The sequence below is a fragment of the Pantoea rwandensis genome, from assembly GCF_000759475.1.
Classification (GTDB): Bacteria; Pseudomonadota; Gammaproteobacteria; order Enterobacterales; family Enterobacteriaceae; genus Pantoea; species Pantoea rwandensis_B.
The window spans coordinates 3,056,494-3,074,676 of record NZ_CP009454.1; the positions used below are offsets into that span (position 1 = coordinate 3,056,494).

Here is an 18,183-nt window from a genome sequence, read left to right on the forward strand (position 1 = left end):
TGAACCAAGTATCCTGTATGTTTCCATGGAGTATGGCACAGTGATTCACAGTTGCTGTTGTGGTTGCGGGCATGAGGTTGTAACGCCTCTGACCCCAACTGACTGGAAGCTGACTTTCGATGGCGAGACCGTGTCGCTGTGGCCATCAGTGGGAAACTGGAATTTACCCTGTCGATCTCACTATGTAATCCAGTGTAACCGCGTACTGGAAGCACCTCCTTGGGATAAAGCCAAAATCGATGCAGAGATGCGTCGAGATAAAGCGGCTAAGAAGCGTTATTACGCGCAGACTAATGCGACGGTAGCATCTGAAGAGCTGAAACAGGAGCCAACTGAGGAGCCGTTTGGGATGAGAACCGAGCCATTATCTCTTTGGAATAAGATAAGGAAGTGGCTTAGTTAGGGCAATGACTTTAACAGCACTCAAAATATCAGATCTGAAAGCATGACTCTGGGCAGGTTACATTCAGCTTGTTCTAAAGGCGTGTTCATCGGTTTGGCTATAGACCGGTATGCTGGAATGTCTTAAAAACATACCGGTACAATACGCAGATAAATATTTTCAACGTGATCTTCTCTCCATTGATTAATACATTAAGATATGAGTTATTCAGAAATTATGCTTGGGAATAATGAAAGCCTAGTGCCAGAAGCGGACATCACACATGCCACAAAAATATATGCGCATATCACTATCAATGGGCTTGCAAATAAAGAAAATCACTCTATTGCCGATAATGATCATAATTAAAAATTAGGTTTGGATGATAAATAAATGTCGACATTGAATACTGAAAGTAAAATCAAGATAACTGAATTAATAATGGTTTTTATTGCAACCCTCCCAATGGGAGTAGCAAATATTTGGATAACAAAAAATCAAAACGATGAGAAGCTTGCTTTCGATAGACAAAATGCGAAAAGCATTCTATCTATTCAAAATAAAGAGTTATTCATAAAGAGTGCAGAGCAAGGTTTGAATTCACAGAAGCTTGATATTGATTTTTTAAGAACAAGCTATGAAGAATGCCAAAAAGATGGCGAGTTATCAATTGGGAAAATAAAATCTTATGCAGACGCTTATTATTCTTCATCAGAAAAGAAAAAAATCATGATTGCAAAGATTCAAGAAAACTGCTTATCAAAAAACAATAATCAACCAGTAGATAACCAAGATAAACCGACTTACAACATCGAGCATTACAAGAGTCTCGGATTCGAGTACTTGCAAAATAAAAAATTTCTGGAGGCAGCAGAGTCATTCTCCCAGGCAACTCAAATGACACCCGTAGATGCTTCTTTGTGGAATCAAAAAGCTTATGCGCAATTTAGAGCAGGGAATTATACTGACGCAATGAATAGTATTTCCATTGCGCTTAGAATTGGCAGTGATAGTGATAAAGTAAGAAAATATATGGCCATCAATGCAGCTAAAATATTATGTGCAAAGGGAGATGTCGATAATGGAAGAAATTACATACAACAATCAATAAATGCCATTCCTGATTTAATGCCAATGGCTAAGAAAGATTTAGAACTGGGTAGCACTTGTAAAATTGATCTCAGTAAGTAAAATTGATCGTATTGCTTATTTGTGAAAGTGGACGTAAGTAAAGTCCGCTTTCGCTAAAGCAGTCATTCAAGTCGACTACATTTCCATAATTGGATTTGATTCTGCCGCGCCGTAAGCAGCTTGCCTGCTGACGACAGCGCACAAATAATGCTATGAGCACCTCCCACCACCGGGAGCATGTGAGATTTAGTCTGCGTGGCAGTCCGCTCAGTGCAAGGAGCGGACGTTGATAACAACGTTTTTATTAATCTTTCAAATGTTACCCCGGGATATTTGAAAGATTAATAACTACACATATAAAAAAGTTAATGAAACCAATGTGAAAATGGTAAGGAAAGTAATGGCAGTCATATGTTATTGAAATAATAACGTGTGGCTACATAGCACACACCTTAATCCTATCAGTTTAAAAACCACCTAAAATAGAACGAAAAAACGCAATATAAATTTACGCCTAGATTTTCTATTAAAATATCAAAAAAAATTGATAGAAAATTCTTTAAGTAGTCGCTAGAGTTGTGCCGCACGCCCGAATGATGGTAACTTACCTTTAAGCTATTGAACAAAAAGGTCCTCATTGAGAGCGGGGCAGACTATGTTACATTACCACTCTAAAATTGCTTAGTATGGGCCTATGGGGATTAAAAACCTGCTAGGCTGTAAAATATATAGCCATAGTGACTCACTATGTCTAAAATATTTTCGTCACCCTGACTCGCCAGAAAAATAGTAAACTAAACTAGATGATTATGAAGATTTTACCTGAGACTCGATTTCTCCATAAGAATTTTATTTATCTTGTTTTACTTACTCTAGTAACGACCAATTCTTGAGCAACGTTATACCTTGAAAACCTATCCGTTAGAGGAATTACAGTTTGAAAGTTTCCAAAATAGAATTGAAAGGCGTCAAATCATTTGAAGATCTAACCTTAGTCGAACTTCCTCTTGATGCCCCAATGTCTGCTTTTTCTGGGAAGAATGGAGCCGGTAAATCGACCATATTGAAAGCTGTATGGCTCACACAAAAAGCTCACTTTGTTAAACTCCTAAATGAAAAAAGCATAAACCTGTCTTTCTCACATGACATAAAAAAATATCTTAATTCGAAAGAAGCATACATAAAAATAACCTTTGTTACTGAAGACGATGAACTTGATGTAAAGATTACTAAAGACAACAGCAATCCACTAGGTTACCAAGTTAGCTACAGCGATGAAGCATTGCTAAACAAATACTGGAATCTTTCTACCCCAAACAACCTAGTGCTGTACATTGATGCAAGCAAAGGGTTTTCTGAAGACACCCTTACATTTGACGAAATAAATATCAAAGGAAATGACAAAGGCAGCCTAGTTTTAGAGGCGATTTTAAATCCAGAAGGACTTTTCTCAGGAATATATCGTCAACTTGTTAAGGATTATGTTCACGACAGGCTTATTCCAAGTAAACCGGACAGACTTCTTTACTATCATATTTCTTCAAAGCTGTTCACCCATCTAATACCAACTGTAGAGTTAAGGAATTTCAGTGGAAACCATATGCCTGGTGAATTTGTACTTCTAGGAAAAGCAGGCGGAAGCAAAGCCAGGCCACTCTATGATGTCAGGGATTTCAGTTCTGGTGAAAAAGCGCTTCTTAGCACGCTCACTTTTTTATGCATATCAAAAACAGTTAGCACGCTGATCATTGACGAGCCGGAAAACCATTTTCATGAGTCATTATTACTTGAATTCATGAGCGTTCTCCACAGATTGTGTGAAAAGGGAGGAATTCACAAATGGATGGAAAGTTCAGATGAATCAGGTAAAAAAGTCAAATTAGATTGGGTCGCCGCCGAGTACAAAGATCACAATATAAATCAAGTTCTAGTATCAACCCACTCAAAGTCACTAATATATAAGTTTTTCCTTATTGGAAAAAATTATGTTGTAAACCAAGGTATCTCCTCGATTTCTTATGAAGATGCTGAAGCAGAGCTTAGAAACCTTGGCTTAAGCTCTATTTATAGTAAGGTGTTATTGGTTGAGGGTGACAGTGATCATGAGGCGCTTGAACATACATTACAGGAGCAAAGTCTCCAAATAAAACCACTAAATGGTTCATCCGCAGTTATTGATACATTTAAACGATTAGCGGAGCTTAAGAATTTCGTCCGTGACTCAAAATTTGTCTTCCTTGTCGATTCAGACAACAAACCAGATGAATTTTTTGATAAATTAGAACAAATTGACCCAGCATATTACAATAGCAACTTTATTAAAATTGATCGTCACGAATTCGAGAACTATTTCCTAGATGCCCCAATAATAAAGACAGTATTAGATAACTTCTTGGAATTATCTGGGGAACATAGCAAAAAACAAGATATCACTATGATTAAGTCCAAACTTTTTGATATTGCTCGAGAGTCTCTACCCACGGTCTACAAAAAAGAGCTTTCTCTCGTGTTCCAGCAGGTTATTGAAAGAAAGTTTTCGTCTTTGATTTGGGGCAACAAAAAATTCGACTGGAGTAACGCAGATAAAATCCACGAGCAACTTACGACAAACACCTTGACAGACTCTGAATTTACTAATTTAAAAAATGAACTTTCATTTGAGTCTGGCAAGGTTTTCACAAATTACTCGACAATTAATGATGATGATCTTCTTAGACGTTGTGATGGAAAACAAGTACTTTCAAAGGCTGCCGCTTACTTTGCAAACACAGCCGGTGTGAGCTCCCATATTTTTAAAAAGGCTCTTTATAAACATGCGTTCTCTATCAAACAATCCGAGGCATCGAAACTTATCAGCAATATTTTAACTAAGTTTTCGTAGCTGTACGCTGCGCAGTCACGAATTTGGCTCTGGACAACCAGAGCCAAATTCGCAATATTAATCTTGCTAGCTTATAAATTATTGACTAGTTGATCGTGTCGACCACATTCATAACTAAATCACCAGACGCCGGCTGAATTTACAGCGGACTGGAATAACGGGAAGCATGAAGAAAAACCAACCGACATTACTAACTGAAGGTTGTACCTAATCCTAGGGGCAGGTCATGTCCTCTAATATCATAGACGGTCCGGCATGTTTGTATGTGCGATGGAATCTGCGATAGTCCGTAGGATATTCTGGAACTAATGTACGCAATACTCAGTTTTATTGATTCCGGGGATGACAGGCTATGGCTGGCTACAAGTAGAAACTCTCCTTGTTCTTCATCAATAAACTCTGATGTAAACATCAAAGTTCCCTTTTATAATCTTCGTAGATTTCTATCAATTGAATGCCTTTTCATCAGAATTTATCTGATCAGTTATCCAGCTCATACAACGATGTCCGTTCTTCGCTCAGGCTGTGTGAAAACTCCTGATCACTTTTTGATCTAAGCGATGGTTTCATATGATCAACCATTCTTGATAAACCCATGCGACGAACTGACTTTTTCATTAAAATTAGAAACATACGAATGAATACCGCGGATACCGACATGGCCAATCACATTCAAGGACAAGGCAGGCATCAGGTGACATTACTTCCTGATGCACTGGATGATTTTGTCACTGAAGATAACCCCGTCAGAGTGGTTGATATCTTTGTTGATGGACTAAAGCTCGATTCTCTTGGTTTCAGAAGAGTTGGTGCAAAGCGAACCGGACGACCCGGATATCATCCTGCCACCCTACTGAAATTGTACATTTACGGATATCTCAACCGAATTCAGTCCTCCCGTAGACTGGAAAAAGAGGCCCATCGGAACGTTGAACTGATGTGGTTACTTGAACGATTAACGCCTGATTTTAAAACCATTGCAGACTTCAGAAAAGATAACGGTGAAGGTATCAGGAATGCCTGTAGGGCCTTTATTGGCCTGTGCCGGCAAATGCAAATGTTCACTGATGTCGTTGTTGCCATCGACGGAAGCAAATTTAAAGCAGTAAACAGCAAACCCAACAACTTCACATCTCAGAAAGCCAAAGACCATATTGAGCGCGTTGAGCAAAGTATTACTTATTATTTAAACAAGCTGGATGAAGCCGACAAGAATACTGAGCCAGATGCAAACACAAAGTTAACAGCCACTAAACTGGCCTGGCTAAAAAAGCGTTTACGTGAGCTTCATGAGATCCAACAAGCAGTCGCACAACAGCCAGATAAACAACTCTCTTTAACCGACCCCGACTCCCGGTTGATGAAAACAAATAATATGAATCGGCAAGTTTGCTACAACGTTCAGACAGCTGTGGATACGAAGAATCACTTGATTGTTGCGCATAAAGTCACCAACACAACAGATAATGGGCAACTTGGTTCAGTAGCAACACTGGCTCAGAAAGCTGTTGGCCGGAAGGACATAACAGTACTTGCCGACAAAGGGTATTACAGTCGCAGCGATATTAAAACAGTTCTGGATAGCGGAGCCATGGCGTTAGTGCCAAAAGGGGATACCTCTGGTGCTGAACGTAAGGGACTCTATAATCGCTCAATGTTCAGATATAACAGGGAAAAAGATGTTTATGTATGCCCAATGGGCAATGAGCTTCAGAATCGATTTACCTCAATAGAGGACGGACTGGAGCAACAGTTGTACTTTAATCATATTGCCTGTCGCGATTGCAGCCAGCGCTCCAGGTGCACTACATCGAAACGCGATCCAAGGCGTATACGACGTTGGGTTCATGAAGCTGAAATGGAAGAAATGCATGCAAGGCTTGAGTCATTTCCTCAGGCGGTAGTCATGCGAAAGCAAACGGTAGAACATCCGTTTGGGACAATTAAAATGTGGATGGGTGCAACGCACTTTCTGATGCGGAAATTTAAAAATGTCAGTACGGAAATAAGTCTACATATATTGGCTTATAACCTGAAAAGGATGATATCGATTTGGGGCACTACAGGATTGATATTTAAGCTTCAGGAAAAATACGGCTAACGGTTCCGGCCGTTTATCCTCCAGGAAAATATGTTATTAGGCTCTTTCCCGCACTAAAAAACCTCTGAGACACCCGAATAAAATCACAGCTTATCTCGTCAACTTAAACAGCATTCTCAAAACACAAAAGAAAATATTTTTTTGCTACTCAAAGCTATGAGTTTTCACACAGCCTGCGCTCACAGCGGACCTCCCCCCCACACCCTTCGCCAACTTACCAACACAAACACAAACACACCCCCCAAAACATTATGGTAAATCTCATGTCCCTCCGTGCTCTCCAGGTTGTGAATCCCAAAAATTCAGCAAACACCTCCAAAGCACAAATAAGGATCTAGCCATATGAACATAACCAAAATCGACCACATCCACGTCTACGTTGACGATATCGATAAATCAGAACACTGGTATCAGGAAATCCTTGGCTTCACCCGTGACAACTCCCTGCACTTCTGGTTTGAGCAAGGAGGGCCGCTGGTCATCAGGAATAATGGCGCCTCGCTTTCCCTCTTCCTGAGAAAATCCCAGCACCCGGGTCACACCATGGCTTTTGCTGTGGAGGCGTCAGCGTTTCTCGAACTCATACCTATCCTCAAGTCCAAAAAAATCGCTTACACCGTCAGTGACCACGATATCTCCATGTCCCTATACTTCAGCGATCTCAGTGGCAACAAGATTGAAATCACGTCCTGGGAATATAAGCAGGCAAAACAGATATTGGAAAAGGCGGCATAACGATTCGTCAGTCAGCAACGGATAACGCTAAAATCAATTGCGGATTAGCATTTTGAATGGAGTCAAAATTGAAATTTCACTATTCACTTCACCGCCTTAGCCTGATTAAAGCAATGGCAAAAAGATAGCTTCAGGATCGTTTTTTCATTCTCACCGGGCTATGCTTTTCAGCCGTGATGAAATGGCTATTACCCCAATTAACTCATGGCAATATCACCGGTGCCTTTACCGGTATGCTACGCGGGCTTGCAGCAAGCTTTTGGTTTACCCATATTACGTGGCCGAGGATTAAGTCAGCTCTTCGCTTAAGCGACTTAATTCAGTTCTGGAGACGTACCATTACCAGCAAACTGAACAAGATGATGATGAGCTTCAGATAGCGAAATACCGAAGATTCAAATTTCAGCGCATTTATATACGCAACGATGGCAATGTCATCATGCCTGAAGGCCCCTATAACACCCTCAAAAGAATTATCAATCAACTCAACAAATAGCCGGAAATTTTTGAAGGGGTTGTTACAAGATGACTGGCACAAATATCAATCCAGCCATCCTCATCTTAACCGTGCACCACCACATTAAATCCTTCATCCGCATGCGGTGCGACAAAGTAGCTGCTGATCACCTCGAACTGCGCATCGGTCGCCGCGAAGTCATGTTCACCTTCTGCATTACGCGCATGCAAACGGCTCTTGCACAGCGCATCGGGCACATCGATAAAGTGCAGTTGATGCTCCGCCTGTGCACTCTGGATCACCGCCTTCATCCACTGACGTTGGCCGACGGTATTCGCCGGGAAATCCAGCACCACTGACACACCGCGCTGTAACAGAGCGATCAGGTGTGGCGTCATCGCATTACGCAACTTGCCCGCACAACGCACGTAGTCCGCAACATCCTGCATCTCTTCGGCGAACAGATGCGCCAGCCAGGCGTCTTCGCTGATAATCACCGCACCGGTCTGTTGGGCCAGTTGATGTGCCAGCGTTGATTTTCCGGCAGCGATTTTGCCGCACAGCAGATGCAAAACAGGACGAGATGTGGACACAGACGCAGATTCCATTGACCAGCTCCAGATAAAATGACGCTCTACCATGCCGTTAAATGCCGGTCCAGTAAAGCCTGGCATCTACACTTACGCTATCTCTGCAAAAATAAGGAGACGCATGATGGGTCAACGCCTGCATAAAATCGACTTTCCGGTCAGCAAGGCGCGGAAGTATCTGGAACCTGGTCCGGTGGTGTTGTTGAGTTCGCAATTTGAAGATCACCACGACATCATGGCGCTCGGCTGGCACACCATTCTGGAGTTCTCGCCGTCACTGGTGGGCTGCATGATCGCCAACGGCAACTACAGCCATGAGCTGATTCGGCAAAGCGGACAGTGCGTGATGAACATCCCCTCGGCGGATTGGGTGGATAGCGTGGTGGCGATTGGTAACTGCCATGGCGATCGCCTCGATAAGTTCGATGCCTTTCACCTCACGCCAGAACCGGCAAAAGTGGTGAATGCGCCGCTGATCGATGAGTGCTTCGCCAGCTTTGAGTGTCAGCTGTATGACGACTCGATGGTGAATAACTACAGCTTCTTTATTTTCGAAATCGTCAAAGCGCACGTGGCCGATAAACCGGAATTTCCGCCGACGCTGCACTACACTGGCGAAGGACGTTTTACCGTTATGAGCCATAGCGTGCTCGACAAGCACCATGATTTTAAGCCAGAAATGTTAATTTAAGCGGCTTGAATTCGCCTTCGAGCGCCCTCACAGTAACGCTTTCGACCTGACAGGAGTAATAACAATGGCAACCGAATATGCGGTGATCGCCGGTGGCTGTTTCTGGTGTACCGAAGCAGTGTTCAAAGATGTGATTGGCGTGGAGTCAGTCGAAAGTGGGTATACCGGCGGGGAGCGCCCGAACCCAACCTATGAGCAGGTGTGCAGCGGTGCCACCGGCCATGCGGAAGCGATTCGCGTCGGCTTCGATCCCGAGCAGGTGAAATACGGCGATCTGCTGGACATCAGCTTTGCGACGCACGATCCAACACAGTTGAACCGTCAGGGCAACGATGTCGGTACTCAGTATCGTTCAGCGATCTTCCCGGCGACCCCCGAGCAGGAAGCCGAAGCGATTGCCGCGATTGCGCGTGCGCAAGCCGATCTCAACGTGCCGGTGGTCACCACCATCGAACCGCTGAAAGAGTGGTACCCGGCGGAAGATTATCATCAGGATTACTGGGATGGCGCCGGTCAGCGTAACGGTTACTGCATGGCGGTGATCCCACCGAAACTGCAGAAGCTGCGTAAGAGCTTTGCCAATCGCGTGAAACAGGGCTAATTCTGCCCTTGAGATGCGGCTGCTGAACACCGCATCCATCGCCATCAAAGGTCGTCATTTATGACGACCTTTTTGCATTTAGCCGTCATAATAGCGCCCTCTTCTCTTCAGGGAGCGATGATGACCACGCCTCAACCCGCAATCCCCGCGCGCAAGCGGCCGATGAAACTCAACACGCTGGTGACGCTGATGCTCAGCGCGGTAATCGTGCTGGTACTGCTGAGTGTGCACATGTTCTATTTCTTCCAGATTGGTGCCTCAACCCGCGCCCAGCTGGAAGATAAAGCCATGGCGGTGGCTCGCACGCTGGCGAGATCGCCGGAGATTCAGCAGGCGCTGACGCAGCCGGTGGCCAATGCCAATATTCAGCCCATCGCAAAAGCCGTGGAAGAGAGCAACAATCTGCTGTTTATTACCGTCACCAATATGGACGGTATCCGCTATTCCCATCGCAATCCGGAACTGGTCGGTAAGCACTTTATCGGCGAGGACATCGGGCCTGCCCTGCGCGGCCATGAAAACGTCTCGGTGAACAAAGGTTCGCTGGCAAAAGCGCTGCGCGTCTTCACGCCGGTGTATAACGCGGAGGATCGGCAGATCGGTGTAGTGGCGATTGGTATCTCCCTCGATGCCGTCACCGATCAGATCAACGAAAGCCGCTGGAGCATTATCTGGACCATCCTGATTGGTACGCTGGCGGGCGCGATTGGCACCTTTGTGCTGGTGCGCGTGCTGAAACGCATTTTGTTCGGCCTCGAACCCTATGAGATCTCCACCCTGTTTGAGCAGCGTCAGGCGATTCTCAACTCGGTCAAAGAAGGCGTGGTGGCGATGGACGATCAGGCGCAGGTAACGCTGGTGAATCAGGCCGCGCGCATCCTGCTTAATGAGCCGTCGTCCAGCAGCATGGTTGAAAATGAAGGCATTGATGACGCCTCGGTGATCAATCAACACCTGCGAGATGTGCTGCACAGCGGCCGCGCACGCCGTGATGAAGAGCTGAACGTAAATGGTCGCTTGCTGTTGAGCAATACGGTGCCGGTGCGCAGCCAGGGACGCATTATTGGCGCAGTGTGTACTTTCAGGGACAAGACCGAAATCAGCCGACTGATGCAGCGTCTGACGGGCATGGTAAACTACGTCGATGCGCTGCGAGAGCGCTCGCACGAGTTTATGAACAAGCTGCACGTGATTCTCGGCCTGCTGCACATGAAAAACTATGCGCAGGTTGAAGCGTATATCCTGAAAACCGCCAATAATTACCAGACTGAGATTGGCTATTTGCTGGATCGCATCAAGTCACCGGTGATTGCCGGTTTCCTGCTAAGCAAGATCAATCGCGCCTCGGATTGCGGTCATCGCCTGACCATCAGCGATGCCAGCTTTGTGCCGGATAGCAGCAACGAAGACCAGATGGCAGCCCTGATCACTGTGGTCGGTAATCTGGTGGAGAACGCCATTGATGCGCTCAGCGAGCAGACCGAAGGCGAGATCCACGTGATGCTGCACTATCAAAAAGGCTGGCTGGCGTGTGAAGTGAGTGATGATGGCCCCGGCATTGAGCCGGCCAATCTCGCGACAATTTTTGATAAAGGGTTCTCCACTAAAGGAGAGAACCGTGGCGTGGGCCTGTTCCTGCTGAAACAGCAAACGGAAAACCTCGGTGGCGGCGTGACCGTTGAGTCAGAACCCGGCGTCTTTACCCAATTTTTAGTACAACTTCCCTGGGATGGAGGAAACCAATCCGCATGATCAATGTGTTAGTGGTCGATGATGACGCCATGGTCGCTGAACTGAACCGCTCGTTTATCGGCCAGGTTCAGGGCTTCCACTGCTGTGGAACCGCTTCGACCCTGAAGCAAGCCAAAGAGATTCTGTTCAACAGCGACACCCCGATCGATTTGGTGCTGCTGGATATCTATATGCAGCAGGAGAATGGCCTCGATCTGCTGCCGGAACTGCGCAAAGCCCAGAGTTCGGTAGAAGTGATCATCATTTCATCCGCTGCCGATGCCGAGAACATCAAAACCTCGCTGCACTATGGCGTGGTGGATTATCTGATCAAGCCGTTCCAGTTCCCGCGTTTTGAAGAGGCGCTGACCAGCTGGCGGCAGAAGAAGTCGTTAATGGATAATCAGCACTATTATCAGCAGTCTGATGTCGATCTGTTGATCCATGGCAACCCGGCAACGCAGCATGACAACAAGCGCCTGCCGAAAGGCTTAACGCCGCAGACGCTGCGTACCTTGTGTCAGTGGATTGATGCCCATCCCGGCCATGAGTTCTCCACCGATGAGCTGGCGGCAGAAGTGAATATTTCACGCGTGTCATGCCGTAAATATCTGATCTGGCTGGCGCAGATTAATATTCTGTTCACCAGCATTCACTACGGCGCAACGGGCCGTCCGGTGTATCGCTATCGTTTACAGCCGGAATACCATTCGCTGTTGCAGCAATACTGTCAGTAACGCAGCTGCCAGGCGAAATCGCGCTGCTGGAACTGGAAGTGGCGCGGTGAAGAGCAGATGATCTGTCGATCGCGCGTCACAAACACCGCATCCAGATCGGGCTGGTCGGCCAGATAGGCCAGCCCCTGCTCCACGCCCATGCCGTACAGCAACGTCGTGTAGATGTCACCATCCAGAGAACGATCGGAAATCACCGTCACGCTCAGTAACTCGTTATCCAGCGGATAGCCGGTGTGTGGATCGAAGATATGGTGCCAGCACTTGCCGTCCAGTTCGAAATAGCGCTCGTAAATCCCCGATGTCACCACCGATTTACCCTGCACCTGTAATACGCCCAGCAGTTCATCCTCGCGTCCAAACGGCTTTTTCAGGCCAATGCTCCAGCCTTGTGGCTCATGCGGCGGTGCGCCGAGTGTCTGCACATTGCCCCCGAGATTGATCAGCGCCTGCGGCACGCCCTGCTGGCGCAAAAACGCCTGCACCACATCAGCGATATAACCTTTGGCGATGGCCCCGAGATCGATCTCCATGCCCGGCTGTTGCAGAAACACCGAACGATCTTCCTCATTGAGGATTACCTGGTGCGCATCGGTCAATGGCAGCAGTGCGGCTATTTCATCAGCGGGAGGGACGGCATGGCCCTGAAAACCAATCTTCCAGCGTTTCACCACCGGGCCGATAGTGAAGTTAAACGCGCTGCCGGGCGACACACTGACGGCATGCGCCACGCTGATTAGCCGAAACACCGCCTCACTGACGCGCACCGCATGGCGACCCGCCGCCTGGTTAATCGACATCACTTCGGATTCAGCACGATTAACGGTGAACAGATTTTCTTGCTGCTTGATAAGTTGAAAGACCTGACGGGCTAAGGTGGGATTATCGTCGAACAGTTTGAGCAGAATGGGAGAACCCATCAGAACAGCGGAGTAAGAGTAGACGCCTTCGGTCATAGAGCCTCGTTTACCCGCCATATTGCGCGCCAGTGCCTTGTGCATGTCACCCGGTGACCAACGCTTGTCAGTCACCGGAATTCACACTCTAACGCCTTACTCTGGTACGCAATATTTTGGGTAATTAACGTTAATTAGTTTCCTAACGCCAGTTTAGCCGCATTGTGACCGGCCTTGATACCGAAGATGATGATATCCGCCACCGCGTTACCACCGATACGGTTAGCACCGTGGATACCGCCGACCACTTCACCGGCTGCCCAGGCACCTGGAATCACCTGTTTCTGTGCATCCAGCACCGCGGTATCGGTGTTGATGGTGACACCGCCCATGGTGTGGTGCACGCCCGGGGCGATGCGGATGGCGAAGTACGGGCCTTTGTTCAGCGGGTGACGCAGCGCCGTCTTACGACCGAAGTCTTCATCATCCTGCTTCGCCACAAACTCGTTGTAACGACCGAGTGTGGTTTGCAGCGCTTCCTGATCCATGTTGAGTTTCACCGCCAGGTCGTGCGGCGTCGGTGCACTAATCACAAAGCCTTTGGCGATATATTCGTCGGCTGCTTTGTTGTTGGCGCGGACCTGCTCATCAAACACGATCCATGCACTTTTCTCTGGCAGTGCGATGATCTCAGCAGAGACTTTGTCACGGGTTTCCATCTCATTGTAGAAACGCTTACCGGCCTGGCTGACCAAAATCGCCCCGCCGCCGCGCATCGCTTCAGAGATCAGATAAGAAGTGGTCTGTTCAACCGTTGGGTGAATCTGGATCTCGCCCATGTCCACGGTGTCCGCGCCAATTTTCTGCAGCATGGCGATACCGCTACCGGTGGCACCTTTGTGGTTGGTGGTGACGAAGCCATCCAGTTCAGGGCGATACTTCACCACCATCTCGCGGTTGGCACTGAAACCGCCGGTGGCAACGATCACGCTCTTCGCATTGAGAATGCGGCTGTCGTTGTACTCATCCACCACTTTGACGCCGGTGACGACACCGTTTTCCACCAGGATTTCTGAAACGGAGGTCTCCAGCAGCACTTCGATTTCACGCTGGTTGACGTTTTTCACCAGGCCGCTGATCAGGAAGCCACCGACGGCAGAACGGTCTTCCGGGCGGTGCGTGCGGTCAATACTCATACCACCGGTGATGGTGATGTCGCACAGCTCGATATTTTTCGCGGCCAGCCACTCAATCGCTTCTGGCGCCTGCTCAACAATCTCGCGCAGCAGCACCGGGTTGTTTTTGAATTTACCGCCCTTCAGCGTCTCTTCGTAGAACAGCTCTTTGCTGTCTTCGATGCCTTTCAGTTTCTGATAGCGGGTTTCGGCGGCGTTCATGCCCACCGAGGCTTTGATGGTGTTACCGCCAATGGTCGGCATCTTCTCGATGATCACCACGCGTGCGCCGTCATCGTGCGCCTGAATCGCCGCCGCCAGACCGGCACCGCCCGTACCCACCACCACCACGTCATAATTGACCGGTGCGTTCGGGTTACCGCCCTCTTCAATCACATACTCTTTACTGGAGGTGGTCAGTGCGCGGGATACCGCTTTTTTCAGCGCCTCACTCTGCGTAGTGGCGCCGGTGATGGCATCGACGTGCGGGCTGTTCGCCACCAGAATGCGTTCACGCAGGCTTTCGAAGGTGCTGGTGAAATCGACATCCAGACTGGGGTCCGGCACCAGTGAGATATCGGTGATACGGTCCGTGTCGAGCGTCACGTTGATTTTCAGTTTCAGCGCTTCGGCTTCGACTTTCGCCTGGTAAACCCCGGCTTTGTATTTGCGATGGCCGTCGCTGACGTCGCGGATCATCGCATCCACCAGCGAGAAGCGCCACAGCGGTTCTGGAATCGTCAGCGCCTCACGCTTGGTGCTGTCGATGTAGAGTTCCATGTGTTCATTTTTGATGATGCGATCCGCCCAGTCCGGATAGGCGATGCAGGCTTTACCGACCGCCACCAGATCAAACCCGTGCTCCAGCGCGTTCTCGGCATCTTCTTTATTCACCACTCCGCCCACACCAATCACCGGCACTTTCGCCAGCGTGGCAGAGCGCTCGGCCAGATATTTGGTGATCAGTGGCGTTGGATCTTTGGTATCGACAATGGATGGACGCAGCAGCTGGCCGACGGAGAAGTGCACGTAATCGAGACCGCGCGCCGCCAGTTTTTCCAGCAAATACATCGTGTCATCCCAACGAATACCGGGGACTTCCAGCTCTTCCGGTGAGAAACGATAACCGATGATGAAATCTGCCGCCGCAAAGCGATCGGCCATTTTATGGGTGATCTCCAGCACTTCCATTGGAAAGCGTGCGCGGTTATCGCGGCTGCCGCCCCATTTGTCGTCGCGCTGGTTGGAGTTAGGGGAGTAGAACTGCTGGATCAGATAGGTGTTTGCGCCGTGGATCTCAACACCGTCAAAACCGGCTTTGATCGCACGGTTTACCGCATCACCAAACTTGGTGATCATCACATCGACTTCTTCGGCGGTCAGCGCTTGCGGTTTGGTGGCACCGTCACGCGGTGCAGCAATAGCGCTCGGTGCAACAGGGGTTTTACCACCAATCAGCGCCGGTTCCACCATGCGGCCACCGTGGTAAATCTGCAGAATGGCTTTTGAACCTTCAGATTTGATCGCATGGGCGATTTTCGCCAGCCCGGCAATTTTGTTGTCGCTGTCGATACCCAACGCGCCAGGGAAAGCAGGGCCACGATTATCAATAAAGCAACATTCAACAATCACCGTACCGATACTGCCCGCACGTACGCGGTAATACTCGACCAGATCGCTGGTGACACCGCCGTCAAAATAGCCGGTACAGGTGGTCATCGGGGCCATCACCAGACGGTTTTTCAGCACCGCACCTTTCGGCAGCGTTAGCGGGTTAAGGATTGGGGTGAGCTTATTCATAATGAGCAACTCCAGAATTAAGAAATTGTGTATTCAATTCTTTGGCGGTTCGGCGCGGCTTTATAATTATTTAAGTGGTCCGATTTCATGGCGTAAATATACCATTTTATTTAGTTACATAACCCAGAATGTTAGTTATATAAGTTTTACGTTTGGAAATGATATTTGATGCTCATTGCCAGAATAGGCGCTCCGCTAAGTTTTAACCAAGACTTGACAAAAATCAACTTTTTCCTTACATTTAAAACAAATGCAGTACTATCATAAAGATAAAACTCTCCAACCCGCCTCATTTTGCTCGATTTTTCGCGTTTCGATAGTGTGTAGCGTTTAATCCTCAGCAGACAGAAAGTTAAATAAAAAGCAAAAGATAAAAATTAAAAAACAGTGCATATTTTTTATTGATCTAGATCAAAAGAGATATTTTAATTAATCGCATCTTAGCTGCATTCAATTGATAATTCGCGTATCGAATTTGCAAAGCAAAGTTTCATCAAAGCACAAAATTTAAATTGTCACGACTCATCTGCTGCACGCATGTTGAAACCAAAAGAACAGTGTGTTCGTGACAATCAATCGCATTCTTCCTAACTTGCAGACAAAACTATGAACACACAAACAACCCAGAGTGCCTCCCCCGTAGTGCCTCCTGCGGCGCCGGGGAAAAAGAATCGCCTGATTATGTTGTGCCTGCCGATCATCGTAGCGGTGCTGCTGCTGCTGGTCCCTACCCCTGCCGGGCTGGAACCCTACGCATGGCACTTCTTTGCTATCTTCGTTGGCGTGATTGTCGGGCTGATCTTTGAGCCGCTGCCCGGTGCGGTTATCGGCCTGACCGGCGTGGTGGTGATAGTGCTGTTCAGCCAGTGGGTGCTGTTTAGCCCGGCCGAACTGGCGGACCCCAAGTTTAAAACGGCGGCGCAGTCGTTCAAATGGGCAGTGAGTGGCTTCGGCAACTCCACCGTCTGGCTGATCTTCGGTGCCTTCATGTTTGCCGCCGGCTACGATAAAACCCAGTTCGGACGCCGCCTGGCGCTGATTCTGGTGAAGTATCTCGGCCGTCGCAGCCTGACGCTCGGTTACGCCATCACCTTCGCTGACCTGTTACTGGCACCGTTTACGCCCTCTAACACCGCGCGCAGCGGCGGTACCATCTACCCCATTATCGCCAACCTGCCGCCGCTGTACGGTTCAAAACCAAATGACCCGAGCGCACGTAAGATTGGTTCTTACCTGATGTGGGTTGCCATCACCGCTGCCTGTATCACCAGTTCGATGTTCCTCTCTGCGCTGGCACCTAACCTGCTGGCACTGGCGCTGGTGAAAAGCGTGGTGGGCTTCGAAATCTCCTGGGGCATGTGGTTCCTCGCCTTCCTGCCACTGGGCGTGCTGTTGATTCTCACCATGCCGCTGCTGGCTTACTGGCTCTATCCGCCAGAAGTGAAGGTCAATGACGAAGTGCCACGTTGGGCGACCGCTGAACTGGCGAAGCTCGGCAAGCTGTCACGCAATGAAATCCTGCTGCTGGTGTTTGTGGTCTCAGCATTAATGATGTGGATCTTCGCTGCAGCATGGATTGAACCGGCGATGGCTGCCCTGCTGGTTATCGTGCTGATGCTGTGGACCGGTGTACTCAACTGGAACGATATCACCAGCAACAAAGCGGCATGGAATACCTTTGCCTGGTTCGCCACCCTGGTCGCTCTGGCGGATGGTCTGGCGCGTGTGGGCTTTATCGCCTGGCTGGGTAAAGAAGGTGCGCAGCTGCTGCAAGGTTATGACCCACAAGTCTCGGCGGTGGTGTTGCTGGTTGCCTTCTACTTACTGCACTACCTGTTCGCCAGCACTACGGCGCACACCACTGCGCTGTTGCCTGCGATGCTGACCATCGCCGCCTCGATTCCGGGCATCAACATGCCAGTGTTCTGTTTGATGATGTGTGTATCCTTAGGTGTGATGGGTATTATCACCCCGTACGGCACCGGCCCAAGCCCGATTTACTACGGTAGCGGCTACCTGCCAACCAAAGATTACTGGCGTCTCGGTACTATCTTTGGCGCTATCTTCCTGATTGCTCTGATGGTTATTGCCTACCCATGGATGGTGATGATGTTCTGATGATGTTGCTCCGATGTTAAAATCGGAGCCGCGCAGAGCCGTGAAAGTGTTATGATGCTCGCCAGTCAGTCCTTGCGGAGGGCTGGCGAGAGAAAATCAAAAACAGATCGCCTAATTTGTCACCTGCCACTCTGACAGGCGACACGAAGCTAAGTGAGCC

The 18,183-nt window shown here is 48.3% G+C and carries 13 protein-coding genes; 10 read left to right on the plus strand and 3 right to left on the minus strand.

Annotated elements, in window-relative coordinates; genetic code table 11:
• The first annotated feature begins 25 nt into the window (after positions 1 to 25).
• The 5 genes from LH22_RS20895 (at position 26) to LH22_RS13950 (ending at position 7,230) form a co-directional block, all read left to right on the plus strand.
• Positions 26 to 403, plus strand: a complete 378-nt coding sequence (locus LH22_RS20895; RefSeq protein ID WP_240474710.1) for a DUF6527 family protein — start codon at positions 26 to 28, stop codon at positions 401 to 403.
• A gap of 372 nt (positions 404 to 775) precedes the next feature.
• The gene (locus LH22_RS13935) at positions 776 to 1,573 is read left to right on the plus strand and encodes a tetratricopeptide repeat protein (protein WP_038647459.1); all 798 of its coding nucleotides are present in this window, start codon (positions 776 to 778) and stop codon (positions 1,571 to 1,573) included.
• Between the two features lie 877 nt (positions 1,574 to 2,450).
• Positions 2,451 to 4,394 (plus strand): ATP-dependent nuclease, encoded by a 1,944-nt coding sequence (locus LH22_RS13940; RefSeq protein WP_038647461.1) that lies wholly within the window; start codon positions 2,451 to 2,453, stop codon positions 4,392 to 4,394.
• Between the two features lie 658 nt (positions 4,395 to 5,052).
• Positions 5,053 to 6,495: an IS1182 family transposase gene (locus LH22_RS13945; protein WP_038650171.1), complete on the plus strand. Its 1,443-nt coding sequence runs from the start codon at positions 5,053 to 5,055 to the stop codon at positions 6,493 to 6,495.
• A 342-nt stretch (positions 6,496 to 6,837) separates the two neighbouring features.
• Entirely contained in the window at positions 6,838 to 7,230 is a 393-nt protein-coding gene (locus tag LH22_RS13950; RefSeq protein WP_038647463.1) for a VOC family protein, read from the plus strand.
• Positions 7,231 to 7,791: 561 nt separating this feature from the next.
• Here the strand turns inward: LH22_RS13950 and LH22_RS13960 are convergent.
• Positions 7,792 to 8,295, minus strand: a complete 504-nt coding sequence (locus LH22_RS13960; RefSeq protein WP_038647467.1) for an AAA family ATPase — start codon at positions 8,293 to 8,295, stop codon at positions 7,792 to 7,794.
• A gap of 106 nt (positions 8,296 to 8,401) precedes the next feature.
• Between LH22_RS13960 and LH22_RS13965 the strand changes: the two genes are divergently transcribed.
• The 4 genes from LH22_RS13965 (at position 8,402) to dcuR (ending at position 12,037) form a co-directional block, all read left to right on the plus strand.
• Positions 8,402 to 8,968 (plus strand): flavin reductase family protein, encoded by a 567-nt coding sequence (locus tag LH22_RS13965; RefSeq protein ID WP_038647469.1) that lies wholly within the window; start codon positions 8,402 to 8,404, stop codon positions 8,966 to 8,968.
• Between the two features lie 64 nt (positions 8,969 to 9,032).
• Positions 9,033 to 9,569, plus strand: coding sequence for a peptide-methionine (S)-S-oxide reductase MsrA (msrA, locus tag LH22_RS13970; protein WP_038647471.1), 537 nt, complete (start codon positions 9,033 to 9,035; stop codon positions 9,567 to 9,569).
• A gap of 120 nt (positions 9,570 to 9,689) precedes the next feature.
• Complete coding sequence (locus LH22_RS13975; RefSeq protein WP_038647473.1) at positions 9,690 to 11,321, plus strand: sensor histidine kinase; 1,632 nt, start codon at positions 9,690 to 9,692, stop codon at positions 11,319 to 11,321.
• Positions 11,318 to 12,037: a two-component system response regulator DcuR gene (dcuR, locus tag LH22_RS13980; protein ID WP_034821922.1), complete on the plus strand. Its 720-nt coding sequence runs from the start codon at positions 11,318 to 11,320 to the stop codon at positions 12,035 to 12,037. The genes LH22_RS13975 and dcuR overlap by 4 nt, the downstream gene beginning before the upstream one ends.
• Here dcuR and LH22_RS13985 read toward each other — a convergent pair.
• Both LH22_RS13985 and LH22_RS13990 read right to left on the minus strand, forming a co-directional pair.
• Positions 12,031 to 12,990 (minus strand): FAD:protein FMN transferase, encoded by a 960-nt coding sequence (locus tag LH22_RS13985; RefSeq protein WP_038650174.1) that lies wholly within the window; start codon positions 12,988 to 12,990, stop codon positions 12,031 to 12,033. The two genes, dcuR and LH22_RS13985, sit on opposite strands and share 7 nt — an antisense overlap.
• A 134-nt stretch (positions 12,991 to 13,124) precedes the next feature.
• Complete coding sequence (locus LH22_RS13990) at positions 13,125 to 15,905, minus strand: flavocytochrome c (RefSeq protein ID WP_038647475.1); 2,781 nt, start codon at positions 15,903 to 15,905, stop codon at positions 13,125 to 13,127.
• A 606-nt stretch (positions 15,906 to 16,511) separates the two neighbouring features.
• Between LH22_RS13990 and LH22_RS13995 the strand changes: the two genes are divergently transcribed.
• On the plus strand, positions 16,512 to 18,023 hold the full coding sequence (locus tag LH22_RS13995; protein WP_038647477.1) for an anion permease: 1,512 nt from the start codon (positions 16,512 to 16,514) through the stop codon (positions 18,021 to 18,023).
• Positions 18,024 to 18,183 lie beyond the last annotated feature (160 nt).